This is a genomic window from Thermoleptolyngbya sichuanensis A183 (assembly GCF_013177315.1).
Classification (GTDB): Bacteria; Cyanobacteriota; Cyanobacteriia; order Elainellales; family Elainellaceae; genus Thermoleptolyngbya; species Thermoleptolyngbya sichuanensis.
Genome location: NZ_CP053661.1, coordinates 4,462,650 through 4,487,294, shown reverse-complemented (window position 1 = coordinate 4,487,294; position 24,645 = coordinate 4,462,650). Strand labels below are relative to the sequence as shown.

Annotated in this window: 18 protein-coding genes; 9 read left to right on the top strand and 9 right to left on the bottom strand. The window is 56.7% G+C overall.

Annotated features, from left to right (window positions below; translation table 11 throughout):
- Positions 1 to 122: 122 nt before the first annotated feature.
- Together HPC62_RS18585 and HPC62_RS18580 are read right to left on the bottom strand one after the other, a co-directional pair.
- Positions 123 to 905: a M15 family metallopeptidase gene (locus HPC62_RS18585; protein ID WP_172358013.1), complete on the bottom strand. Its 783-nt coding sequence runs from the start codon at positions 903 to 905 to the stop codon at positions 123 to 125.
- Positions 902 to 1,945 (bottom strand): GGDEF domain-containing response regulator, encoded by a 1,044-nt coding sequence (locus tag HPC62_RS18580; protein WP_172358012.1) that lies wholly within the window; start codon positions 1,943 to 1,945, stop codon positions 902 to 904. The genes HPC62_RS18585 and HPC62_RS18580 overlap by 4 nt, the downstream gene beginning before the upstream one ends.
- Before the next feature lie 2,138 nt (positions 1,946 to 4,083).
- On the opposite strand from HPC62_RS18580, the gene alaS reads away from it, so the two are divergent.
- Complete coding sequence (gene alaS / locus HPC62_RS18575) at positions 4,084 to 6,762, top strand: alanine--tRNA ligase (protein WP_172358011.1); 2,679 nt, start codon at positions 4,084 to 4,086, stop codon at positions 6,760 to 6,762.
- A gap of 246 nt (positions 6,763 to 7,008) precedes the next feature.
- On the opposite strand, the gene HPC62_RS18570 is transcribed toward alaS, so the two are convergent.
- Positions 7,009 to 8,169, bottom strand: coding sequence for a transporter substrate-binding domain-containing protein (locus tag HPC62_RS18570; RefSeq protein WP_216655285.1), 1,161 nt, complete (start codon positions 8,167 to 8,169; stop codon positions 7,009 to 7,011).
- A gap of 224 nt (positions 8,170 to 8,393) precedes the next feature.
- Here HPC62_RS18570 and HPC62_RS18565 point away from each other — a divergent pair, with 224 nt between their 5' ends.
- The 3 genes from HPC62_RS18565 (at position 8,394) to HPC62_RS18555 (ending at position 13,224) form a co-directional block, all read left to right on the top strand.
- A complete protein-coding gene (locus HPC62_RS18565) occupies positions 8,394 to 9,542 on the top strand; it encodes a glycosyltransferase (RefSeq protein WP_172358009.1) in 1,149 nt (382 codons plus the stop codon).
- A 155-nt stretch (positions 9,543 to 9,697) separates the two neighbouring features.
- Positions 9,698 to 11,704, top strand: a complete 2,007-nt coding sequence (gene nblS / locus HPC62_RS18560; protein ID WP_172358008.1) for a two-component system sensor histidine kinase NblS — start codon at positions 9,698 to 9,700, stop codon at positions 11,702 to 11,704.
- Between the two features lie 206 nt (positions 11,705 to 11,910).
- Positions 11,911 to 13,224 carry an NF041680 family putative transposase gene (locus HPC62_RS18555; RefSeq protein ID WP_172353244.1) on the top strand — a complete coding sequence of 438 codons (1,314 nt, stop codon included), beginning with the start codon at positions 11,911 to 11,913 and terminating at the stop codon, positions 13,222 to 13,224.
- Positions 13,225 to 13,337: 113 nt separating this feature from the next.
- Here the strand turns inward: HPC62_RS18555 and mutY are convergent, their stop codons facing one another.
- The 5 genes from mutY to HPC62_RS18530 all read right to left on the bottom strand — a co-directional run bounded on the left by mutY (position 13,338) and on the right by HPC62_RS18530 (position 16,407).
- Positions 13,338 to 14,399: an A/G-specific adenine glycosylase gene (gene mutY, locus HPC62_RS18550; protein ID WP_225906853.1), complete on the bottom strand. Its 1,062-nt coding sequence runs from the start codon at positions 14,397 to 14,399 to the stop codon at positions 13,338 to 13,340.
- Between the two features lie 161 nt (positions 14,400 to 14,560).
- On the bottom strand, positions 14,561 to 14,893 hold the full coding sequence (locus tag HPC62_RS18545) for a DUF760 domain-containing protein (protein WP_068515063.1): 333 nt from the start codon (positions 14,891 to 14,893) through the stop codon (positions 14,561 to 14,563).
- A gap of 133 nt (positions 14,894 to 15,026) precedes the next feature.
- Positions 15,027 to 15,416 (bottom strand): RidA family protein, encoded by a 390-nt coding sequence (locus HPC62_RS18540; protein ID WP_172358007.1) that lies wholly within the window; start codon positions 15,414 to 15,416, stop codon positions 15,027 to 15,029.
- 35 nt (positions 15,417 to 15,451) lie between these two features.
- Positions 15,452 to 15,883, bottom strand: coding sequence for an NUDIX domain-containing protein (locus tag HPC62_RS18535; protein ID WP_172358006.1), 432 nt, complete (start codon positions 15,881 to 15,883; stop codon positions 15,452 to 15,454).
- Positions 15,884 to 16,035: 152 nt separating this feature from the next.
- A complete protein-coding gene (locus HPC62_RS18530; RefSeq protein ID WP_172358005.1) occupies positions 16,036 to 16,407 on the bottom strand; it encodes a response regulator in 372 nt (123 codons plus the stop codon).
- 545 nt (positions 16,408 to 16,952) lie between these two features.
- Here HPC62_RS18530 and psbV point away from each other — a divergent pair.
- The 5 genes from psbV (at position 16,953) to HPC62_RS18505 (ending at position 22,943) form a co-directional block, all read left to right on the top strand.
- Positions 16,953 to 17,444, top strand: a complete 492-nt coding sequence (psbV, locus tag HPC62_RS18525) for a photosystem II cytochrome c-550 (protein WP_068515074.1) — start codon at positions 16,953 to 16,955, stop codon at positions 17,442 to 17,444.
- Positions 17,445 to 17,998: 554 nt separating this feature from the next.
- On the top strand, positions 17,999 to 19,495 hold the full coding sequence (locus HPC62_RS18520) for a WD40 repeat domain-containing protein (protein WP_172358004.1): 1,497 nt from the start codon (positions 17,999 to 18,001) through the stop codon (positions 19,493 to 19,495).
- Positions 19,496 to 19,685: 190 nt separating this feature from the next.
- Positions 19,686 to 20,273, top strand: coding sequence for a DUF924 family protein (locus tag HPC62_RS18515; protein ID WP_172358003.1), 588 nt, complete (start codon positions 19,686 to 19,688; stop codon positions 20,271 to 20,273).
- Positions 20,274 to 20,417: 144 nt separating this feature from the next.
- On the top strand, positions 20,418 to 21,125 hold the full coding sequence (locus tag HPC62_RS18510; protein ID WP_172358002.1) for an N-acetylmuramoyl-L-alanine amidase: 708 nt from the start codon (positions 20,418 to 20,420) through the stop codon (positions 21,123 to 21,125).
- Positions 21,126 to 21,500: 375 nt separating this feature from the next.
- Positions 21,501 to 22,943 (top strand): sodium/glutamate symporter, encoded by a 1,443-nt coding sequence (locus tag HPC62_RS18505; RefSeq protein ID WP_172358001.1) that lies wholly within the window; start codon positions 21,501 to 21,503, stop codon positions 22,941 to 22,943.
- Positions 22,944 to 23,004: 61 nt separating this feature from the next.
- Here the strand turns inward: HPC62_RS18505 and hppD are convergent, their stop codons facing one another.
- On the bottom strand, positions 23,005 to 24,120 hold the full coding sequence (hppD, locus tag HPC62_RS18500) for a 4-hydroxyphenylpyruvate dioxygenase (RefSeq protein ID WP_172358000.1): 1,116 nt from the start codon (positions 24,118 to 24,120) through the stop codon (positions 23,005 to 23,007).
- Positions 24,121 to 24,645: the final 525 nt, after the last annotated feature.

Genomic DNA, 24,645 nt, shown 5'->3' with positions numbered 1-24,645 from the left:
TATTTCAATACCGTTGAAGGGCGATCGCCCATCCTAAAAAAGATATCAAATTTAGATATCGAATAATTCTGGACAGAAATTAATATACTTGCACTACCGCTTCTGTACCTTCAGGTATCGATTCAAACTGCGCCATACCGTGCAACTACGCGCAGGTTCGCATTGTCCATCGCGTCGTCCAAATTTGCACAAGCCGAATTTGAAAGGGCCAGCGCCGAGCGATCTGAAGTTTTGAGCCAGGCCCAAAGCTGATCGCCGATCGAAAAATGCCACCATTCATTGGGATGGCGACAAAAACCTGCCGATTGCAGGGCGGTGGCCAGGCGTTGGCGATTTTGGTGAGCGATCGCCCGCGTTGGGTCATAGCGGTCGGAAGTGGGGTCGGCGTAAGGCGCAAAGTAATCGGGGTAGGAGCGGGGGCTGAGTTCGTCGATTGGCGAACCCATGTCGGCGGGTTGACCGCTGGCATCGAGCAGGGTGACATCGACGGCTGCACCAGTGCTGTGGGGCGGTGGCGTGGCGGGATTATAGTTGGGCACGGCCCAAAACTGATAAACCTGCTGCCAGAAGTCGTGCTGCTGGGCCTCACTGAGCGTGGCAGGATCTAGTCCGTGCGATCGCACTAGGTCTTGAAAGGTATAGTCCACCATGAACTGCTGCACGGCGATGGGTCGATAGGCATCGAAGATCTGGATGCGCCAGCCGGGGCAGTTTTCCTGCAAGTTTGCCTGGGCTAGCCGCAGCCGCTCCAGCACGCCCTGCCGCACAAAGAACGGAGAGCGATCGCCATAGGGCGCACCCAGCACCGCGTAGGGATGGGGATCTACCCGCGCAAATTCGTCTGCGGGGAGTTCTACCAGCGGCTCGCCGCAGTCCTCAATTGCCACCTGATGATAGGGCTTCATGACTCGTGTGCGGGAGAAGGATCAGGATTGCCCAGCCCGCTTTCGCCCGGTGCGTCGCTCTCTTGCCCCCCGACGACCCGATTGCGACCTAGCGCCTTTGCTCGCAGGAGGTTTTGATCGGCCCGGCGCAGCAGGCTGATGCCCCGCGCATCGTCCTGCACCACCAGCGATGCAGTGCCCGCGCTGATAGTGATGTTGAGATCCAGAGAGTCGTCGATAACAAAGGGCTGGTCGCTGATGAGCCGACAGATGCGGTTGGCGATCGCCTCTGCTTCCTGATTCCCCGTATCGCTGAGAATAATCACAAACTCTTCGCCGCCATAGCGAAATGGCGTGTCATAAAAGCGCAGGTTATGCCGCAGCCGCGAGGCAATCAACTGCAAAGCGCGGTCGCCCACCAGATGCCCGTAGGTGTCGTTGATGCTTTTAAAGAAGTCTACATCTAGCATCAGCAAACTAATGGGCATTCCCCGCAGCCGCGCATTATGAATCTGCCGGGGCAGTTCCCACTCAAAGGCGCGGCGGTTGTTTAGCTCGGTGAGCGGGTCCGACAGGGCGATCGCCGATAAAATATCGTTGGTGCGGATTAACTCTCGATGGTTTTGCACACGCCGCAGCCCCGCCTGCACATGGGCACCGATCAGCGACTGATCGCTTTTTTCAGACGACTTATTCTGCAACTCGGCTCGCCACAGATCTACATAGGCATCCGCCCCCATCATCAGGGCCGAAGTTTCCAGGTGCGCGTCATCTTGGGGGCGATCGCCCAGTTCGTTCGGCGCAGGCGGCTGCCGATCATCCACCACCACGCAATAGATCCACGCCAGATGGCTCTGCGTCTTAACCCGCTGGCACAGATCCAGGCTGCCCGGCTGAGTCGCTTGGATAATCAACAAGTCGGGCTGCTGCGCCTGAATCAGCGGCGTCGCTTCGTGCGGATTGGGCGCAACCTCTAGAGTAAACGCTGCCAGATCAGGGGTTAGAGCCGAAAGGGATGCCAGAAATTCGTGATCCCCCACAATGAGAATCGAAGCGTCCATGGAATGCGGAGCCTACCTCGAAAATCTAAAAGACCAGTCGCCAAATTGATGAATCGCCTGTTTGCCTAAGCTAACAAATGCCTAAACAGCTTGAAGAGAACCCTCTCCAGCCGCTAAATCATCTTCAGAATAGAAAATAGGGCGTATCGTTCAGACTCAGCTTTGCAAAAGAAGTCTTGCAATAGCAATTTAGTCAGATCCCCACGCTGCGTAGGGCATTAAAAATAGAATCAACACAAGCTCAGCCCGGTATAAGCATTCTCTAACCTGATGACACTACGGATGAGAATGGATACATCAGCCGAATCTGTTATTTCGGAATTTGCAGAATAATTTTCATGCTTTTCTTAGATTTTTCAATCATGCCCACATTTAAAGGTATAAAAATATACTCAATTAAATGCGATTCATTAAGCCTCAAGCTGCACACCTCCATGAATCCGGGCGTTTAATATAATCCTGAAACAGGACTGAACAGTAAGGACAGCAACTCCTGAAGTGCTTTTATCCGGATTCATCCTTGATAAAAGGAACTCCGCAACAGGTACCGCGCAGGCAAATACCGCGATACAGATAATGCACAACCCAAGATAGTGAGAGGAGTAACGTGCGAGGAGCAAAAGCACAAACGGACGGCGCAGCCCATCTCAGAAGCCACGCACGTCAGTCAAAGCAGCTAAGTCCAGATCCCAACTGCAATAGCCTGTACAGCAACATACAGGTCAACGGTGGGTTTCTGTGGGTTTCAAAATGCAAAGAAACCAGTGTCAGGACAATGGGCGGGGCTGAGTCCGCGATTGGCGGGGCCAGCAAGACTCTGGATCTCCACAATTTGCAACGCCTGCATCAGTTGCCAGTGATTAAATATCTGCTAGATATCCACTGGATCTGCATTAGCGCCAAATTTGGTTCAATAAAGCCCTGCTTTGGAAGATTTCGGTCAGTTATCCCAATCGCCACACCTGAAACTACCACAAACCTGCCACATTAAAACATAGAGAAATCTCAGGACACTTATCATCAAAAACGTCACTCTAGGCCTACTTGAAAACCCTTCGATCCCCCCTAGCCCCCCTTAAAAAAGGGGGGAACCGAGCCGAACCACTCCGGAAGTCCCCCTTAATAAGGGGGATTTAGGGGGATCGACTCAAGGCAATCAACGATCTAGAAAGTTTTAAGACACTGCCTAGATTAATGTGAGATTGCTGACTGATTCTGCGAAGCTGGCTCTGTGAAGTCGTGAGGATGACACGCCGCCATTCATCATTGACATCCTTGAGACATCCCTGAGACACCCCTGAGAGGATATTTGAAAAGTCCTACTGTTTGTAGCAAAGCGTGCAAGATCCCCCTAAATCCCCCTTAAAAAGGCGGACTTTAAGGCGGTTTCCCCCCTTTTTAAGGGGGGCAGGGGGGATCTCTGAGTGCTTAACATTACAGGCGATACCTTTTCAAACACCCTCTGAGACACCCCTGAGACACCCCTGATTGCTGATACTGCTGTCTAGCTGTTGGTTGCCTGACACAAGTCCTGAAGTCCTTGAAAATGCGTTTCCCTGGAGTCGAAGCCCATAGCCTTTGAGTTGAAACCGGAGGACTTGGTCGAAGGGGCTTTTTGGCTAGTGTTCCCTATGAGAAATCAGAAGTTCCCAGAGATGTGTCAGGCAGTCAGGTCTAGCTGTCTAAATTGTCTAAATAAATTGTCTAAATAATGTGCTGTTAATCATGTGCTGTTGTTGATGTGCTGTGGCTGATACGGTGCTGATGGATTTTGTCAGGATACCCAAAGTCCAGCAAAATTCCCTCAGCATTTCCTGATTTTTGGGTTGCTGAATCTGCCAGCCAGATAGCAAGATCGTAGTAACCAGGATTTTTGATAAGATTTGCGTCGTTCCAATTGTGTGGCTTGTGGTGTGGCTTGCAATTGATCGGTTCGCGATTGGGTAGCTTGTAATTGTTTAGTTGGCAGTTGTTTGGCTTGCAAGCGTCTGCCTGAGCGATTTAGCAAGCCGTATGGGGTTCATCAAAACTCGTGCGATCGCCCCTATCCTGAGCGATACCCCCTTAGCCCAGCCCTGCCGGCAACTGCTTGCAGCCCTGATCTCCAATCCCTCTCTCGGCCTGTTTCGAGTTAACCTATGCCTAAATCGCCGCCCAAATCACCGTCCCGTTCCGCCGCTTCGACCCAGCCGCCCAACCTCAGCGGGGCGCAGATTCGCCAGACCTTTCTCGATTTTTATGCCGAGCGGGGGCATCAGGTTCTCCCCAGCGCCTCGCTGGTGCCCGAAGACCCAACGGTGCTGCTGACGATCGCCGGAATGCTGCCGTTCAAGCCAATTTTCCTGGGGCAGCGGGCCGCCGAGTTTCCCCGTGCCACCTCTTCGCAAAAGTGCATTCGCACCAACGACATCGAGAACGTCGGCCGCACGGCTCGTCACCACACTTTCTTTGAAATGCTGGGCAACTTTAGCTTTGGCGACTATTTCAAAGAAAAGGCGATCGTCTGGGCGTGGGAACTCTCGACCGAAGTCTTTAAGCTGCCTCCAGAACGATTGGTGGTCAGCGTCTTTCGGGAAGACGACGAAGCCTTCGCCATCTGGCGCGACCAGATCGGCATTCCCGAAGCCCGCATTAAGCGGATGGACGAGAAAGACAACTTCTGGCAGTCTGGCCCGACAGGCCCCTGCGGCCCCTGCTCCGAGATTTACTACGACTTTCACCCAGAGCGGGGCGACGATCATATCGATCTAGAAGACGACACCCGCTTCATCGAGTTCTATAACCTGGTGTTTATGCAATACAACCAGGACGCAGAGGGCAACCTGACCCCGCTATCCGCGCAGAACATCGACACGGGCATGGGGCTGGAGCGGATGGCGCAGATTCTCCAGCGCGTGCCGAATAACTACGAAACCGACCTGATTTTCCCGATTATCCAAACCGCCGCACAGATTGCAGGTCTGGACTATTCTGCCTGCGACGAAAAAACCAAAACCTCGCTGAAGGTGATCGGCGACCACGTTCGCGCTGTGACGCATCTGATCGCCGACGGGGTGAACGCCTCTAATTTGGGGCGGGGCTATGTGCTGCGTCGCCTGATTCGCCGTGTGGTGCGCCACGGGCGGCTGATTGGCATCGAGCAGCCGTTCATTACCCAGGTGGCCGAGTCGGCGATCGCCCTTGCTGAAGCCGCCTACCCCAACCTGCGCCAGCGCGAAAAAGCCATCAAGACCGAACTGGCGCTGGAAGAATCCCGTTTTCTGGAAACCCTGGAGCGCGGCGAAAAGCTGCTGGCAGACATCATTGCCAAGTTGCCTGCAAAGGGGCAAATTTCGGGACAGGATGCCTTCACGCTCTACGACACCTACGGCTTCCCGCTGGAGCTAACCCAAGAAATTGCTGAAGAAGCAGGGCTGACGGTGAACACCGACGGCTTTGAGGTGGAAATGGAGAAACAGCGCGATCGCGCTCGGGCAGCCCACGAAACCATCGACCTCACTGTGCAGGGCAGCCTCGACACGCTGGCGGAGAACCTGCACGAAACCAGCTTTTTGGGCTATACCCAGCCGCAAGCAGAGGCGGAGGTGAAGCTGGTGCTGGTACAGGGCAAGCCTGTGGACACGGCTGCTGCGGGAACCGACGTGCAGGTGATTCTCGACCAAACGCCGTTCTATGCCGAATCGGGCGGGCAGGTGGGCGATCGCGGCGTTTTGCTGGGTGAAGCAGGGCTGCGGGTGCGCGTCCAAGACGTGCAAAAGGATGGAGCAATTTTCGTTCACTTTGGCACAGTGGAAGCGGGCACGCTGAAAACGGGCGATCGCCTCACCGCCCAGATCGACCTCGCCTGCCGCCGCCGCGCCCAAGCCAACCATACGGCGACGCACCTGCTCCAGGCCGCGCTGAAGAAACTCATTGATGAGAACATTGGTCAGCAGGGATCAATGGTCGCCTTTGACCGGCTGCGGTTTGACTATAACTTGGCGCGGCCGCTGACAGCGGAGGAAATTCAGCAGATCGAAGACCAGGTGAACACCTGGATTGCCGAAGCCCACGCAGCGGACGTGTCCATCATGCCGCTGGCCACTGCCAAAGCCAAGGGCGCAACCGCCATGTTTGGCGAAAAATATGCCGACGAGGTGCGCGTTATCGACTTTCCCGGCGTGTCGATGGAACTATGTGGCGGCACCCACGTCAGCAACACGGCTGAGATTGGTCTATTCAAAATCATCTCGGAAACGGGCGTGTCTGCTGGGGTGCGCCGCATCGAAGCCGTTGCGGGGCCTGCGGTGCTGGAATACCTGAACCTGCGCGACAGGGTGGTGCGCGACCTGGGCGATCGCTTCAAAGCCAAGCCCGAAGAGATTCCCGACCGCATCACCGCGCTTCAGGACGAGCTAAAGACGACTCACAAAGAACTCGCCGCATTGAAGGCAGAACTGGCGATCGCCCAATCGGATCAGCTAATCGACCAGGCAGAAGCGTTGGGCGATTTCAAAATCCTGGTGGCAGAAATGCCCAATGCCGACGCAGACGCGCTGAAAACCGCCGCCGAACGTTTGCTGCAAAAGCTGGGCGAAGGCGCAGTATTCCTCGGCTCTGCCCCTGCCGCCGATAAAGTCGCCCTTGTCGCCGCCTTTAGCCCAGCGGTCAATCAAAAAGGTCTGCAAGCCGGAAAGCTGATCGGGGCGATCGCCAAACTCTGCGGCGGCGGTGGCGGCGGCCGACCCAACTTTGCCCAGGCCGGCGGCCGCGACCCCAGCAAGCTGACCGAAGCCCTCACCGAAGCGCGATCGCAGATCCATGCCGCTCTGGGTTAGCCGCTCTGGGTTAAACGTCCGAACGAGATGTGCAACGTTGCCAACCTCCCTCCCCCTTTGCTGGTATGCCGAAGGCGTTAAGCCCACTCTGGAAGAAGCGGCTGGGGGATGAGAGGGGGCGGAATGCGAGATCAAATATTGCCAGGTTAATTAGGATCAGGACTGACGCACTTGCGATAAGCGCTTTGGGTTTTGGACAATGTCTCACAGGTTGCGCCCGCAAGACATTGTCCAACTGCGTAAGTCCTAAGGATGTCCTGATCGCTGCTGCTGTGGCTCTCCAAACCATTTGCGGCACAAAAACTCGAAGTATTCCTTCTCTTGCAGGGTTAGCAGGGCGCGATTGATCTCTTCGCGGAGTTCGTCGCCCTCCCGCAGGGCAATGCCGTAGTGTTCCCGACTGAGGCGATCGCCCGCCATCACTAGGTCAGGCTCCTGAGCCGTCAGGTATTCTGCCACAGGACGGTCTATCACAATTGCCGCCACTTCGCCCGACCGCAGCGCCCTCAGCGAGGCTTCCAAATCCTCCATTGGCACTCGCTTCACGGGCTTGGTTCGCAAAAAATAATCGGCAGTCGTGCCCTGGCTCGCGCCGATGGGCTGTCCGGCAAGATCGCTCAGGCTTTGCACCGGGGCAGCCTGCTGGCGAGCCGTCGTCATAGCTGAGATAAAGTCCGCCAGGATGAAAAAGCTAACCCCCATCCAGAGTCCCGCCACAATGCGCCCCGGCAAGCCCACAGGCGTTACGTCGCCATAGCCAAAAGTGCCCAGCGTCACCACGGCAAACCAGATGCCCTGCCCAATCCCCGCCAGCGGCCCCTGCTGAAAGTGGGGATTGTGTCGCCGCTCAAATAGCCAGATTAAGAATCCGACGACGATCGAGCTAAGCAAAACGCGGCCGACCGCTTGCAAGGCTCTGCCGCCGCCTAGATAATCGAGCAGCCGAGCAACCTGGGATTTTTGCGATCGCATCACGAGTAATTGCAGCCCCGCCTCATAGGTGGGGTGAGAAAAGTCGAGTCCTGTGGCTTCCCGATGGGCGGTGATGGAAATGCCCGCGATTGCCACATCGACCTCGCCTTGCCGCAGCGCATCTAGCAGTTCCGGCGTAGTGTCATAGACCACATACCGGGTTTGGGCGTTAATTTGCGGGGCGATCGCCGTCCACAGGTCAATGCTATAGCCCGTCGGGTTGCCCTGCTCTGCGGCAAACACAAACGGCTCAATCGGCTTTACGCCCACCCGGAGCGATCGCTCTGCCAGCATGGGCGAAGACACAGGAGACGGTTGAGCCGTCTGGGCCCAACTGGCCGCTGTCCCAACTACCTCTATCGCCAGCACACAGCCCACGGTCCACACTGCCGCCTTCCATGTGGCATCCCATCTCACGTTCCATCTCTGTTCCACGCAGACCCTCACGCCTCCCAAGCCGACATTGCACTAGCCATTGCACCCGCTTCCAATACGCCAGTTTCCAATACGATGATTGAGAATGCCAAGCATCCCGGCGACACAGGCTGCCAAAATCTCGCCAAAACCCGCCAAAATCCAAAATCCAAAACCCAAAAGCCACCTGATTTGCCGTTCCCAGGCAATTTCTCTAACAGGTCTTCCCATCTCCTCCCCGGCTGATGAAAATTCTGTTTCTCGACCAAAGCGGCAAACCAGGCGGCGCAGAGCTTTGCCTGCTAGATATCGCTGCACCCTACCGGGAAACCTGCCGAGTGGCCCTGTTTGCCGACGGTTCGTTCAAAACTCTGCTGGAGCAGCGCCAGATCCCGGTGCAAGTGCTGATGCAGAACGGGCTGCAAGTTCGCAAAGAAAGTGGACTGCGGCAAGGCTTAACGAGTTTGGGACGGCTTGCGCCGCTGATTGGTCGTGTGGCAAAGCTGGCGCGAGATTATGACCTGATTTACGCCAATACGCAAAAAGCGCTGGTGGTGGGGGCGATCGCCAGCTTTCTGGCCCGCCGCCCGCTGGTCTATCACCTGCACGATATCCTCTCGCTCGACCACTTCAGCCGCACCAACCAACGCATCGCCGTGGCGCTGGCCAATCGCGCCGCGCTGGTGATTGCCAATTCCCAAGCCAGTCGGCAGGCGCTCATCGACGCAGGTGGAAAGGGCGATCGCACGGTTGTGATCTACAACGGCTTCCAGCCCGCGGCCTATCGCCAGCCCCGCCAGGATCGAGCCACGCTGCGACGAGCCTGGGGGCTAGAAAATTCCTTTGTGGTGGGGCATTTCAGCCGTCTGTCGCCCTGGAAGGGACAGCATGTGCTGGTCGAGGCGCTGGCAGCGTGCCCGCCGCAGGTTGCCGCCATACTGGTGGGTGAGGCTCTGTTTGGCGAAGAAGAGTACGCGAAACAATTGCGGCGGCAGGTCGAGGCGCTGGGGCTGGGCGATCGCGTCCTGTTCTTGGGCTTCCAGTCCGACGTGACCTCGCTGATGCACGCCTGCGACCTGATTGCCCATACCTCTACCGCCCCGGAACCCTTCGGGCGCGTTGTGGTGGAAGGAATGCTCTGTGGTCGCCCGGTCGTTGCCGCCGACGCAGGCGGCGTGAGGGAATTGATTGATCCAGAAAAAACAGGCTGGCTCACGTCGCCGGGTGATGCCGTCGCGCTGGCCGCTGCGATTCAGCAGTGTTTCCAGCAGCCAGAGGTAGGAGAGGCGAGGGCGATCGCCGCCCAATCTTTCGCCAGCTACCGCTTTCACATTGACCACGTAAATGCCGAGATTCGCGCCCAGTTGCAGCGCATACTGGCAGGAATGGAGTGACGGAACACTGCCGTAGAACCCCAACGCCGCATGTCACGGTGAAGACGGTTGTATGATAGGAGGAACACATTTTTGGCAAATGACCAGGGCGCACTATGGCCCCTGGTACTGCTAGAATCCTTGCTCATCTTGCATTCTGGGTAGATAGTGCGGCTTTGCTAAATCTGCTAAAGCAACTCCAAGACATCATTCGCCGCTGGTGGTCGGAATTTACGCTCCAGACCAAGCTGATGGCGATCGGCACGCTAATGGTGTCGCTGCTGATGAGCGGGCTGACCTTTTGGGCAGTGAACTCAATTCAGCAGGATGCGCGGCTCAACGACACACGCTTTGGCAGCGACCTGGGCTTGTTGCTGTCGGCCAACGTTGCGCCGCTGGTGGGCGAAAACAACCTAACGGAACTGGCTCGTTTCTCCCAGCGCTTCTACAGCAGCACCTCCAGTGTCCGCTACATGCTCTACGCCGATGCCGATGGCGAAATTTTCTTCGGCATCCCCTATTCCCAGTCCGAGGTGCAAAACTCGCTCACCATCCGTCGCCGGATGCAGCTTCCCGAAAACTTCAATCCGGCGCTGGAATATCCGATGGTGCGCCAGCACCTCACGCCCGATGGAGAAGTGACGGATGTCTTTGTGCCGCTGAACTACAACGGCAAGTATCTGGGCGTTTTAGCCATCGGCACAAATCCAAACCCCACTGTGGTCACGTCCTCTCACCTGACGCGAGACGTGACAATCGCCGTTTTCGTGTCCATCTGGGTGATGGTGATCTTGGGGGCGGTGTTTAACGCGCTGCAAATCACCAAGCCGATCAAGGAACTGCTGGTGGGCGTGAAAAACATTGCCGCCGGGAATTTTAAGCAGCGTATCGACCTGCCCTTTGGCGGAGAGCTGGGCGAACTGATTCTGAACTTCAACGAAATGGCGGAGCGGCTGGAGCGCTACGAAGAGCAAAACATCGAAGAACTGACTGCTGAAAAGGCCAAGCTGGAAACGCTGGTGTCTACGATTGCCGATGGAGCCGTGCTGCTCGATTCCGATATGGACGTAATCCTGGTGAACCCCACGGCACGTCGTCTGTTTGGCTGGGAAAATACGCCGGATCTGCTGGGACAGCCCGTGCTAAACCTCCTGCCAGAGCCAGTCAAAGCAGCCCTCAGCCAGCCGCTTCAAGAGATTACGCAGGAAGGGCTATCGTCAGACATGCTGCGCGATCGCGCTGAATCAGAGTTCACCATCGCCGTGCCAGAACCCGTCAACCGGACGCTGCGGGTGCTGCTGAATACGGTGCTAGACCAGTCCCGCGAAAATGTGAAAGGCATCGCCATCACGGTGCAGGACATCACCCGCGAGGTGGAGCTAAACGAAGCCAAAAGCCAGTTCATCAGCAACGTATCGCACGAACTGCGAACCCCGCTGTTTAACATCAAGTCGTTCATCGAAACGCTGCATGAGTATGGCGAAGACCTAAGCAACGACGAGAAGCGGGAATTCCTGGAAACGGCAAACCGGGAAACCGATCGCCTGACGCGCCTGGTCAACGACGTGCTGGATCTGTCGCGTCTGGAGTCCAACAAGCGCTATCACTTCGAGGCGATCGACCTGACGCAGCCCATCGAGCAGACCCTCCGCACCCACCAGCTCAACGCCCGCGACAAGGCAATCGAACTGGTGCAGGATGTGGAGCTACACCTGCCGACGGTGCTGGGCAACTATGACCTGCTGCTGCAAGTGTTGAATAACCTGCTGGGGAACGCCCTGAAATTCACCCAGGCAGGCGGGCGCATTGCAATTCGTGCCTACGCAATGGGCTGCGAACCGGAGCATCCCCACTTGGCGACCTGCGTGCGCGTGGAGGTTTCGGATACGGGCATTGGCATCGACGCTGAAGATCAGGCCTGCATCTTCGACCGCTTCTTCCGGGTGGAGAACCGGGTTCACACGCTGGAGGGCACAGGGCTGGGGCTGTCCATTGTGCGGAATATCATCGAAAAGCACCATAGCCGCGTGCATCTGGTGAGCGAAGTCGGCGTGGGGACAACCTTCTGGTTCGATCTGCCCGTGTTCCAGAAGGACACGCCGCTGCTGGATGGGGCGCTGAACAACGGCAAGACCACCGATTCCCCTGCCCCCCCGTCGCTAGAACCGCAGGTCGCGAAATAATTCAGGGTTAGAGAAATTCAGGCTCAGAGAAACAGAAAAGATTTGGCACTCAATCCGACTGTGCGTGCCGCTGAAGCTTTTGCTAAAAATTCAGATTCCTATTCAGATTCCTAAGTCTTTAGTTTGGACTAATGGTGAAGAGGAAGGCAGTCAATGAGAAGCACCGACTGCCGTAAGGTCAATGAAGTACAACCAACATTGACCCCATGATTTTCAACGAACTTCAGCAATTTCGCCAAACGTTGTATGCCAGCTTGGGAAACGCCAGAGATGCCCTGTTTGATCTGATGGATGCCGTGTTAGTGAGTGCGTGCATCGTGTCGTTTGTGAGGCTATCGCAGAGTCCTGTCTTTCGTCGCCAGTGGTCGAGCACCTATGAAGCGTTGCGCGATAGCCGCCTACCCCGATCAAAGGTGCTGAAGCTGTTGGTGCAGCAGATACCGACTCAGCAGCAACCGTTGTTGGCAGGTGATGCGAGTCGGTGGAACCGTCCTGCTGCCAGGCGTTTGAAAGACCGCACCTTATCAGGCAGAACAGGACATGCCCCGATAGCCGGACAAAACTACAGTACCTTAGCCTGGATTGCTGAAGACAGGGGCAGTTGGGCATTACCATTGCGGCATGAGCGCATCACCAGCTTTGAAACACCCGCCAGTAAAGCGGCATTCCAACTCAAACAAGTGACTCGGCAGTTAGCGGTGCGTCCGTTGGCGATCTACGACCGAGGGTACGGCAATGCCAGTTTTGTCAACCAAACGGCAGGGATTGAGGCAGACTTGCTGCTGCGGGTTACATCCAATCGATGTGTCTATGGCGCGCCCCCAGCGTATCGAGGGCGAGGCGCACCTGCCAAGCATGGACATAAGATGAAACTCAATGACCCTGACACTTGGAGTGTCCCGGTCGAAACCGTTGAAGTCGATGATCCCAACTGGGGACGAGTGCGGGTCAGTCGTTGGAGTGCATACCATTTCCGCAAATCCCCCAAACGGGCAATGGAAGTGTTGCGCGTGGAGGTGCTGGAGACACAGAGCAGCACGCGACGCTTGGCTCCTTTGTGGTTAGTTTGGCTGGGTGAGCAGATGCCTCCGTTAGAAACCCTGTGGTTGCACTACCTCCGTCGCTTTGCCATTGAACACTGGTATCGCTTTGCCAAGCAGAGGCTATATTGGACACATCCCCAGTTCAGTTCTGTATCGGCAACCGAACAGTGGAGCAGCCTGATGCCGTTGCTCAGTTGGCAGTTGTGGTTAGCGCGAAAGGACTGTACTGACCACCCCTTGCCCTGGCAGGCACCGCAAGAAACGTTGACTCCGGGTCGGGTCGCACAAGCGTTTGCAGGCATTTTGGCAGCGATTGGCACCCCTGCTCCTGCGCCTAAACCTCGTGGTAAATCGCCAGGACGAGGCAAGGGGCACAAGCCAACTCCTCGTCCCTGCTATCCGATGGTCAAAAAACGAGCCTCGAAACGCAAGACATCCGAACAATCCCTGAACAGTCCGGTTGCAACAGCAGCTTAACTGCGAGCAGGATTGTATCCAATTCCTTAAGTTCAACTGTTATGAACGGTTGAGCAGATTCTTTATGGCATCCTGTTGAGCATTATTGTGATGCCAGTTAGTCCAAACTAAAGCTAAGTGCTTGCTGCTCGGATAGCCGCGATGATTTGCAGGTTCGCTTTGGGAAAGGGAAACTGGTCTAGCTCTGCCGCCGTGACCCAGCGCACCTCGTCGCACTCGATGGGCTGGGGGTCGCCGCTGAGGTGGCGACAGTGATAGACATTCAGCGTGACGCGGAAGTGGGTATAGGCGTGGTCGATGACAATCAGGCGATCGCCCACTTCAATTTCAATCCCCAACTCTTCCCAAATTTCGCGGCGGATACAGTCTTGCACCGTTTCGCCCGGCTCGATCTTGCCGCCTGGAAATTCCCATAGCCCGCCCAGCAGTCCTTCGGGCTTGCGCCGATCGATCAGGATGTGTCCCTGCTCGTTCCAGATGACGGCCACGCCGATTTGCTTGTGGGGCAGCGGGGCGCGAGTTTCGGCAATGGGCAATTCGTTCTGCATGTTTCGCTGATGGGCAAGACAGTGGGGTTGCCAGGGACAGAGCAAGCAAGCAGGGTTACGCGGCGTACAGCAGGTCGCGCCCAGATCCATCAATGCTTGGTTAAAATCTCGTGGACGCTGCGGATCGAGGAGCGCTTCCGACGCTTGCCAGAGTGCAGCCAGAGCGCGATTGGGCGGCACTGCTACTGCCAGCAATCGCGCCAGCACTCGCTTCACATTACCATCCAAAATGGGTACGGGTTGGTTAAATGCGGCACTGAGGATGCCCCCAGCGGTGGTGCGCCCGATGCCGGGGAGGGTAAGCGCTGTGGACAGATCGGCAGGAAACTGGCCGCCATGTTGCTCAACAATCACCTGAGCAGCGCGATGCAGATTGCGGGCACGGGCATAGTATCCCAGCCCTTCCCAGGCTTTGAGGACTTGGGTTTGGTCGGCGGCGGCCAGTGCAGTCACGGTAGGAAACTGCGCCAGCCAGCGCTCGTAGTAGGGAATCACCGTTTTCACCTGGGTTTGCTGGAGCATGATTTCCGAAACCCAGATGGCGTAGGGGTCGCGGCTGCGTCGCCAGGGCAGGTCGCGACCTTGGGCCCCATACCAGCACAGGAGCGATCGCCGCAATTCCGCAATATCCCAACAGGCCGCTGCCCCTTCCGCCGCCGCTGCCCCTTCATCTGCCGCTGCCCCTTCATCTGCCGCTGCAAAGTGAAAGCTCGACCGACCCACCGGATCGACCGAGCTAGAACCCAGAAAACAGGAGTTAAAATCCGAACCTTGACTCACAGACGCACCTAACCAACTTCGGGCACATCCTGGAGCGATCGCTCAAACGCCATGCGCTGCTCAGCGTTGCGGAGAAAGTAGCCGCTCATCATCGCCGAAGCCAGCAGGCGACCCAGATTCTCGCGGCTGGTCGTAATCGACACGTCAAAATGCTCAGAGGGCAAGCCACCCAGCAGTCCGATAATGTTGCGTTCCATGACCTGAAACACTTCCTGCGAGCCAGGCTTGGAGAGCTGAGCGACCGTCTCAGGACTCATGGATTGGACATACTGCCAGAGCAAATTTCCCGATTCTGCACCATCGCCAAACAGCTCTGAGATTTTGTTAGACGCATTGTTCACAGCAGTAACCTCGCTCAGACAGTGGTTATTGATTAATACTGTAACAATCCTGCCGGGGCAGGGGGAGGTGGGTGAACCGAACCGCCAGGTGTCAATTTTGCGAATTTGCCCCCGCCATCCTACTCCCTTCTCTTCAGGCGGGCACAACGGCAATGCACTCAATCTCTACGCGCACGTCCTTGGGCAGCCGCGCTACCTGCACACAGGCCCTTGCTGGGGCCGTTGCTTCATCAAAAACGCGGGTATACACACCGTTCATAGCCACAAAGTCATTCATGTCGGCCAAGAAAACCGTGGTCTTGACCACATCGGCAAAGGTTGCGCCCGCAGCTTTCAAAATTGCTTCCAGATTGGCCAGCACTTGCTCTGTTTGGGTGGCGACATCTTCGCCCACGATCGCCCCTGTTTCGGGATGCAGCGGGATCTGCCCCGCCACAAACACCAATCGTCCCTGAGCGGCGATCGCCTGACTGTAGGGCCCCACCGGAGCCGGAGCCGCCTCCGTCCGAATCACTTCCCGCATACCATATCCTCCTCACCTTAGATTTATCCAAAGCGCTATCCCAACTTTGGCCGCAGCCCATGCTCCCGAAAATAGCGATAATCCCGCAAGATCCGGTCATGGTCAAAGCACAAATTGCTGGGCAAATCCCAAATCTCAAACACGCCCAGATTTTTAGCATCGTCGCCCGCAAAGGGGTCACCCTTGGCCGTTGCCAAAAACACAACACTGAGGGTGTGCAACCGGGGGTCTCGCTGCGGGTCGGAATAAACCTGAAACTGCTCCGTTAGCTTGACTTGTAGCCCAGTTTCCTCAGCGGCCTCGCGCTCGGCAGCATCCTCCACCGACTCGCCATAGTCCACAAACCCCCCCGGCAGGGCCCAGCCAAAGGGAGGGTTTAGCCGCTCGATTAGCACAATGGGTCGGTAGGGCCGATCCATGAGTTCAATGATGATATCTACGGTGGGAACGGGATTCCTGTAGCTCACAGGTCTATGTTTTTGAGGGACGTATAGACAGCACCAGACTTGCTAAGCAGCATAGACCCTTTTGGCGCGTCCGAATACCCTGGCAGAATTTAACGTGGGCAAGATTTATTGCTTTGAACCCCGATGATGTTTTCAGCAAGCAATGGTCATCCCTAGCGGTGGCTCTGGAGCAGTTGCTTGACGGTCTTCAGCAGTTCTGGCGGGTGAAAGGGCTTGGTGATATAAGCATCTGCGCCCTGCTTCATGCCCCAATAGCGGTCAAATTCTTCGCTTTTTGTCGAGCAGATGAGGACGGGAATTTTTTGAGCAGCGGGGTCGTTCTTGATCCAGCGACAAAGTTCGTAGCCGTTCATCTCCGGCATGATCAGGTCAGTGATGACCAGATCCGGGGCGTTGGATTGGATCATCGCCTTGGCCTCGATGCCGTTGGTTGCCTCCATGACTTGGAGTCCGTTACCCTGAAGCAGTTCCAAAAGCATTTGCCGCAGGGTTTGGCTGTCGTCCACAATCAACACGGTTCTCATGGTTTGTCTTGACTCCGGCTTGCTGGATGGGGGCTGGACAAATCGCAAATCCCTTCAGGAGTATTCCCATTCTCGCCTAGAGAAGGCAGACCTGACGCACGGCTTGGGCGATCGCCCAAGAATATTGCTCTACATTGCTCCACGTTGCTCCACATTGCTCTACACAATCCTTCCAGAATCTCGTCACAATCTCCAGAGTCCCTTCATAAAGAGTCTCAATCGATGGCATGATAAAGAACTAGGATTGCCTGACATACCTTAACAATTCATCTCATTTAAGGCTGTGGCTGGAAAACCCTGTGGTGGGGCGAGAAGAGTTGGGTCAGGTTGCCGGATGCTGTGTTGAGCTGCCGATATCTGAGTTCAATTTAATTTGCAGGTATCTGAGCCATTTTTGGCAGCTTCACCAGGTTGCAGTTCTGTCCTGTCCGGGGTTCATGCTTAGACATCGCGGACTGAGCCACCACACCGGGTCAGGATAGAGTTGGGTCTGTAGCTGCCTCAATTTATTATTGATGTTCTTGGATGGAAGGAGAACGATTTCTGTGCTTAAGAGATACGTCTGGCTAGTTGTGGGGATAGCCCTTTTTATCTTCCAGGTTGTCGGTGGGGCTGCGATCGCCGCTGAACTCGACGCTGCGACGCGCACGGTGCCTCTCAATGCGGCAGGAGACACGATCACGCTCACGCAAAAGCAGGTTGCGGACGGCAAGCGCCTGTTTAACTACGCCTGTGGTCAGTGTCACGTCGGCGGCATCACCAAAACCGACCCTAACGTAGGGCTAGATCCCGAAACTCTGGCGCTAGCAACGCCCCCGCGCACCAACATCGAAGCCCTGGTGGACTACATGAACAATCCCACCACCTATGACGGACAGACCGAAATTTCGGAACTGCATCCCAGCACCAAGAGTACCGACATCTTCCCTAAGATGCGGAACCTGACGCAGGACGACCTGAAGGTGATTGCGGGTCACATCCTGATTCAGCCCAAGGTGGTGGGCGCTAAGTGGGGCGGTGGTAAGATTTACTACTAAATCACAGCGAATGCCAGTGTTCACACGGCGAATGTCGGCACGGTGAATTTCGGCACGGTGAATGTCGGCACGGTGAGTGCCTACACGTCGAGTGCCTGCATTTGTACATAGGGAGTGCGGCCCATCGATGGAGGTTCATACGGCAGGGTGGCATTTGGTTGTGCCCCATGTGCTTGCAGCCTGTGTGCTTGCAGCCTGTGTGCTTGCAGCCGATGCGAACGACCGTGAGACGCGCATTCTTTTTGAGCGGCGGGTTTTGGCAGCGTTTAGAGCAGTCAATGCCCGCTTTTCTATTAGAAAATGCCATTAGAAAAACTGCCTGCCCATTCTCTTGCTGCTATCGTCTGCCGCTGTCCTGGATCGATTGGATGCGCGATGGCAAAACGCAGTGATAAAACGCGATAGCAAAAAACGCAATAGCAAAATATGTAGTCAAGCGATCGTTATTTTCGGACGGGGCAGCCAGTATAGTCAGGCTTGTCCTGGTCAGGCCTGTCATGGTTTTGTGTCATGGTTTTACAGATGGCCCCGGCTGCGCGATCGCCCTTCGCTAGATGAATGGTTTGGGTTCCAAGCGACACCGCCAGCGGGTGGCCCAGGTTGCCATAGTTCTTGGCGCTTGGCTCTTGGGCGGATGGCTATTGTATGGCAGCGCCTTTGCACCAGACGAGAGCCAGGGGTCTGGACTATTGCTAGAGCGGCAATCCCAGATGGCTCCGGCGCTAATTACCCCCCAGGTTGCAGCAGAGCGTGCAGAAGAACGTGCAGGAGAGCATGCAACTGGGTGTGCAGCAGAGATTGCGATGGGTTCCAGATCAGGGATGGTTTCTAGGTCAATAGAGGCAGCCGATGCTTTTTGGAAGGAAGCGGGCGATCGCTGGCAGCAGGTGTTTCGGGTCTGGCAGCCGCCGAAGTTTCCAAAGGCAGGTCGCTCTGTAACGCCAAGTAAAACAACGCCAAGTAAAACAACGCCAAGTAAAACAACGCCAAGTAAACAAGGCGATCGCCTCATGCTAGCGGACTTAGCGCGTCCCGTAGCTGTTCCTGCGGCGACACTCCCCAGCCCAAACTTGCCTGCCTCTGGATCAGCCCCTTCGACCCCAGAAACCCAGGGGCGATCGCCCGACTCCCGTTCAGCTTTTCCCCAAACGCCAGAACCGCCAGAGCATCAGATCAGGGTGCTACAGGGACATCAACGCGCGGTGTGGAGCGTGGTGTTCAGCCCGGATGGTCAGCACCTCGCCACGGCTGGAGCCGACGGCACGGCTCGCCTGTGGGACGATGCAGGTCATGAGCTAGCCCAACTGGTGGGCCATAAACGTGCGGTGTGGAACGTGGTGTTTAGCCCGGATGGTCAGCGCCTCGCCACGGCCGGAGCCGACGGCACCGCCCGCCTGTGGGCCCTGAATGGCGACGAACTGACGGTAATTTCAGCGGGCGATCGCGCGGTGTGGGATGTCGCCTTTAGCCCCAACGGCCAGCGCCTCGCCACCGCCAGCCCCGACGGCACAGCCCGCCTGTGGGATTTGGAGGGGCGGGAGTTGGTCGTGTTTCGGGGACACAACCGCGCCGTTTGGAGTGTTGCCTTTAGCCCCGACGGCCAGCGCCTCGCCACCGCCGGAGCCGATGGTACAGCCAGGCTGTGGACTTTAACGGGTCGCCAGCTTGCAGTATTTCGCGGGCACGATCGCGCCGTGTGGAGTGTTGCCTTTAGCCCCGACGGCCAGCGCCTCGCCACGGCCGGAGGCGACGGCACGGCTCGATTGTGGAGCCTGACTGGGCGATCGCTCGCCATCTTTGGGGACAATCGACGCGCCGTGTGGGACGTTGCCTTTAGCCCAGATCAGGCGCATCTTGCCACCGCCAGCACCGATGGCACGGTTCGTCTCTGGAATCGACATGGTGGACTGGTGGAAACCTTTGAGGGACATCGCCGTGCAGTTTGGAGCGTTAGCTTTCGTCCCGATGGCAAATGGCTAGCCTCCGCAGGGGCAGACGGCACCGCTCGGATTTGGGAACTGCCCGCGTTACTCAGCGCAGATCCTTCCTAAGTAGGCAGACATTAGCAAATATAAAACCCAAAGACCCTGCGCCGCCCGCGCAGCGGGCGGCGCAGGGTTCAGGATCTGTTTTTTAATCTGGTCTATCTACCTACCTGCTACCTGATGTAGACGTTCCTTCGGTGGCAATCGTCCTACCGTGTTCCAAAATGCTTGAACCTCCCTCTAACCTAAGACAGATATGCCTCCTTCACCCAACGACCTTCTGGACTTCTGGTTTGGTGCGCCCGACGAAACAGACCGAAGCTACGAGCAGCGTCGCAAGCTGTGGTTTACCAAAAACCCAAAAACAGACGAACAGATGCGCGATCGCTTCTTGCCGCTCTATGAGCAGGCCGCCAGGGGCGAACTGGACGAGTGGCAGGGGGAACCGCGTTTCTGTCTGGCGCTGGTGCTGCTGCTAGATCAGATTCCGCGCAATATCTTTCGCAACACGCCCAAAGCCTTTGCCACAGACGCAAAAGCACTGGAGGTGAGCCAGGGGGCGATCGCCCGTGGGCTGGATCAGGCAATGAATCCGCTGGAACGGCTGTTTCTCTACCTACCGCTGGAACATAGCGAAAACCTAGCGCACCAGCAGCAGTGTGTAGACTTGATGCAAAAACTAGCGGCGATCGCCCCCGAACTGCGCGACCCCTATGACTATGCCCTGCGCCACCGCGACGTAATCCAGCGATTCGGCCGCTTTCCCCATCGCAATCATATTCTGGGGCGACGCTCCACACCAGAAGAAGTCGAATTTCTCAAGCAGCCCGGTTCGTCATTCTAGCTAGACTATTGTCACTCTGGGTAGACTATGTTAGTTCTCGATTTTGGATTTGAAGGAAGAGCGAAGAAGGAAGAGCGAAGAGCGAAGAACGAAAAATCCAAAATCTAAAATCCAAAATCGGTGCAACGCTAGGAGACAACCCCCATGGCAACCTGGATCAAAGAAACCGACTCTGCCATTTACCTGATGGAAGGCGGCTACTACCTTGAGCGAATCTTCAAAAAGCCCCGCGCTAATGGCGAAAAGGAACTCAACATTCGCCCAATGCACGAGTGGTTTAAGCGAGCCGATGCGCCGGGGGGTATGGTGGTGGCGGTCGGCGTGCCGGGGCCAGAACCCCAGCCCAAGCCCGGAACCGGCCACGAAGGCGGCGGCTCCGGCGGAATGCCCAAACCCCAGGTGACGTTTATCCCGGCGCACCCGTCCAACTATCGCGCTCGCCGTGAAGGGTTCAAAATTAATACCATTGTGTTTCACAACACGGTGGCTCCGGTGCAGAGCGCCATCAACACGTTCCAAAGCTCGACCTCGCAGGTGTCGGCGCACTACATCATCGACCGCTCTGGCGAAATTATTCAGATGGTGCAGGACGACTACTGCGCCTTTCATGCGGGCAATAAGGATGTGAACGATCGCTCTATCGGTGTTGAACACGAGGCCACGCCCGCGCAGAAGGGCTTCACGCCTGCCCAGGAAAAGTCCAGCATCACGCTGATCCGGTTTTTGCTGGATGCCTATGGGATTCCCAAGGCCAATCTCGTCACCCACCGCAGCGTGCGGGCGACCCAGTGCCCCAGCCTGATCTTTGGGACAGACTCGGAGTTTCAGCAGTGGGTGATGCGGAATTTCTAGGGGCTGGCGCTGCTTCAGGCTCCAGGGTTCCCAAACATTGCGAGAAGCCCGCAGCGGTTTGCCCGGTAATCCAAACTTGCCAATCCAGAACTGCCAATCCAAAATCCAAAATCAGGAAAATCTTGGAGCGTCAACAGGCGGGCTTCGGCGGCTGCCAATCCAAAATCGCCAATCCAAAATCCAAAATCCGCCTCACTCTGTTTCCCCGTCCTCTGTAACACTTCCTATCAAACCTGTGCCCTGAGTTACGGCTTGCTGCCTTAATAAAAGGCTATATAGCAATCAAGTTGTCATCCGCCCGTCTCCAAAAACTTGCAGCGTTGCAAATGGGTTGACGGGCGGGTTGGTCATCTGCCGTAAGGGCTGGGAGAAATCGTGTTTAATTTACGAACGGTCTTATTTGCCTTTGTGCTGCTGGCGATATTGCTGCTGGCGGGGCGCTATTTGAAGCATAAAATTCGCTTTTTTCAACGGCTTTATTTGCCTGCGTCGATCATTGCAGGGGTGCTGGCGCTGCTGCTGGGGCCGCAGGTATTGGGGGCGATCGCCACGTCCATTGGTGGCGAAGAGTCGCTGCTGGCGGGCGGTCTGTTTTCCGAAAATGTCCGCACCGTCTGGTCGCAGGCTCCCGGTGTGTTTATCAACATCGTCTTTGCCGCGCTATTTCTCGGTGAGACGATTCCGCCGCCGCGCGACATTTGGCGCAAAGCCGCGCCTCAGGTGGTGTTTGGGCAGACCCTCGCCTGGGGGCAATATGTCGTCGGCATTTTGGCCACGCTGCTGATTTTGGGGCCGGTGTTTGGGGCAAACCCGATCGCCTCCTGCTTGATCGAAATCGCCTTTGAGGGCGGCCACGGCACGGCGGGCGGTATGGCAGAAACGCTGAACAATCTGGGATATGCCGATGGCGCAGATCTGGCGATTGGTCTGGCGACGGTGGGCATTGTGTCGGGTATTGTGCTAGGCACGGCGCTGGCCGACTGGGGGCGGCGCAAGGGCTATGTCGCTTCGATTAACCGAAACGCCATCGAGCCAGAGGAAATTCCCGACCTGAACGTGGTGGCCGAAACGCCGGAACTGCGCCAGCAGCGGGCGCGGCTGCTGCGAAATCTGCTGGTCGATCCGCTGTCGATCAACTTTGGCATCGTCGGCATGGCGATCGCCCTTGGCTGGCTCTTGCTAGAGGCGCTGAAGTGGTTTGAGTCCGTCACTTGGGGACAGACGGGCTTTGTGGTGATGCCGTTTGTGCCGCTGTTTCCGCTGGCGCTGGTGGGCGGCATTATCACTCAGTCCATTCTGAATCGGCTGGGGCTGGGGGCGCTGGTCATTCGCCCGATGATTCAAAACATCGCGGGCGTGGCGCTGGATGTGGTCGTGATTGCGGCGATCGCCTCCATCTCGCTGCGGGTGATCGGCGGCAACTTGGGTGTGTTTCTGACGCTCAGCATCCTGGGCATTTTGTGGAACGTACTCATCTTCCTGTGGCTGGCTCCGCGCCTGTTTTCGCAACATTGGTTTGAAAAGGGCATCGGCGACATGGGCCAGTCGATGGGCGTGACCGCAACGGGCATTTTGCTTCTGCGAATGGTAGACCCCGACAACAGCACCGGCGCATTTGAAAGCTTCGCCTACAAGCAGTTGTTCTTTGAACCCATCGTGGGCGGCGGCCTATTTACCGCTGCGGCTCCGGCCCTGGTGAATAGCTGGGGACTGGTTCCTGTGTTGCTGCTGACGGGTGGACTGCTGATTTTCTGGCTGGTGGTGGGCTATGTTCTGATGCGACAGGAACGGCGGCATTCCTCGGCAACGCCTGTGTAACCGGGGCAGCAGGAGCAGCAGGGTTGGGGGCCGCAACAGCCATGCAGAGGGATGCCTCTCCTTACCCCAGACTCCCCCGCTTCTGCTGCTCTCGCTCCATTGCGCGAAACAGGGCTTGAAAATTGCCCTCGCCAAAGCCGTCAGGGAGGCGCTGCTGCTGACCGGCCCAGTAGGCGCGGCGTTCGATCACTTCCAGGAAAAAAGTCGGCTGCGGAAAGATGGGCTGGGTAAACGCCTGGAGCAGCATGGCGTTGGGTTCATGGGCGGCCCAATCTACCAGGATTTGCTGCTGGGCGATCGCCCGCCAGGCCTCCTCCGACAGCGAAAAGCCCTCACGCTGCCGCAGCTGGGTATAATATTCCAGCGGCACATCGAGAAACTCGACCCCGCGCTGGCGCAACTGGGCGATCGCCCCCAGGGCATCCCGCGTCCGCAGCGCAACATGCTGAATCCCTGCGCCCCGGTTGATATCGAGAAATTCCTGAATTTGCGAGTTGGGCGAGGCGGGTTCATTGATCGGCAATTGCACCGTGCTGCCAGGATGCCCCAACACGCGACTGCACAGGCCCGAACGCTCGGTCTGAATAGTGAAGCCCTGCTGTCGCCGCAGCCCTAGCACCTGTTCATACCAGAGGGTAGCTGGTTCCAGGTTGCCCGCGGCCACATTCAGCACTGCATGGTCGATTTGTTCAAAAAAACCAGCGCAGTGGGGTGACATGGCTCCCGGCTCCCAAAAGTCCAGCGTTTCTAAATCGGGCAAGGTGGCCCAGATGGGGACTGCCGCCTGCCCCGACCAGTCCAGCAGCGTGTGACGCAAATCTTGCCATCCGGCGATCGCCCCCCAGCGCAGAGTGCCGTTGAGCAGGTCTTCTTCTGTGACGGGCTGCAAGACAGTTGCTCCAGCGGCGATCGCCTGGGTCATGACCGCCGCCACATTGCTCACCCCAAACGCCAAGTCCGCGACTCCGGGCGGGTGCTGATCGAGATAACGCGCCACTGGGCTACTGCGGGTTCGGGCTGAGGATACCGCTATCCACACCCCCCCACAGCGCACGATTTCTGTCCAGGTTTCGCGGCTGCGGGCCGTCGCCACAGGCAAAAAGCCCAACCGCTCGATCAACCACTCGCGCCATTCCCCCGCATGGCCTACATAGAAGTGAATATGCTGAATGTCCATCGTCAGCCTGCCTACCAAAATGCAACCCAAACACACCCACACCAAACGCCCTCAGCTTATCGCGTGTCTGTCTAAAATGCAGCGAGGGAGACTACCCCAAATACGGGGAAGCCTGAGAACGAGAGCATAAGGAAGCATGGGAGTCGCCGTCCCAAGTTAAAGATTTGTCAACTCTTTGATCGCCAATCGCTCTCCCTCTCTTGCGCTTGTCCTGCAAGACTCAGGTTGTTCGACAAGACAGGAGGGTAGTCTTGCATTTTCTCAAGGTCTGCTTTAGTGTCAAATGGAATCTAAAGATAAGATTTTTTTTGAAAAAATCTAAATGTCTTTTCCTGCAAGGTTTCTGTCGTTCTAGACGGAGATTGCAGGGCGAGAAGTGCAGGAGCAGTTATAGGAGTGGTTACAGGAGTACTGACAAGAGGAGCTACAAGAGGAGTTACAAATCGTTGTTGCCAGAGGACAGCAGTTCGTTAGACTATCATCTTGGCAAGCGCTGTCCGGTCTGAACACGGTTCAACAGTATCC

Coding starts and splice junctions, on each gene's coding strand:
- HPC62_RS18510 (WP_172358002.1), top strand. CDS start 20,418: ATGGCAACCTGGATCAAAGAAACCGACTCTGCCATTTACCTGATGGAA.
- HPC62_RS18585 (WP_172358013.1), bottom strand. CDS start 905: ATGAAGCCCTATCATCAGGTGGCAATTGAGGACTGCGGCGAGCCGCTG.
- HPC62_RS18565 (WP_172358009.1), top strand. CDS start 8,394: ATGAAAATTCTGTTTCTCGACCAAAGCGGCAAACCAGGCGGCGCAGAG.
- HPC62_RS18515 (WP_172358003.1), top strand. CDS start 19,686: ATGCCTCCTTCACCCAACGACCTTCTGGACTTCTGGTTTGGTGCGCCC.
- alaS (WP_172358011.1), top strand. CDS start 4,084: ATGCCTAAATCGCCGCCCAAATCACCGTCCCGTTCCGCCGCTTCGACC.
- HPC62_RS18520 (WP_172358004.1), top strand. CDS start 17,999: ATGAATGGTTTGGGTTCCAAGCGACACCGCCAGCGGGTGGCCCAGGTT.
- hppD (WP_172358000.1), bottom strand. CDS start 24,120: ATGGACATTCAGCATATTCACTTCTATGTAGGCCATGCGGGGGAATGG.
- HPC62_RS18540 (WP_172358007.1), bottom strand. CDS start 15,416: ATGCGGGAAGTGATTCGGACGGAGGCGGCTCCGGCTCCGGTGGGGCCC.
- HPC62_RS18555 (WP_172353244.1), top strand. CDS start 11,911: ATGATTTTCAACGAACTTCAGCAATTTCGCCAAACGTTGTATGCCAGC.
- HPC62_RS18580 (WP_172358012.1), bottom strand. CDS start 1,945: ATGGACGCTTCGATTCTCATTGTGGGGGATCACGAATTTCTGGCATCC.
- HPC62_RS18530 (WP_172358005.1), bottom strand. CDS start 16,407: ATGAGAACCGTGTTGATTGTGGACGACAGCCAAACCCTGCGGCAAATG.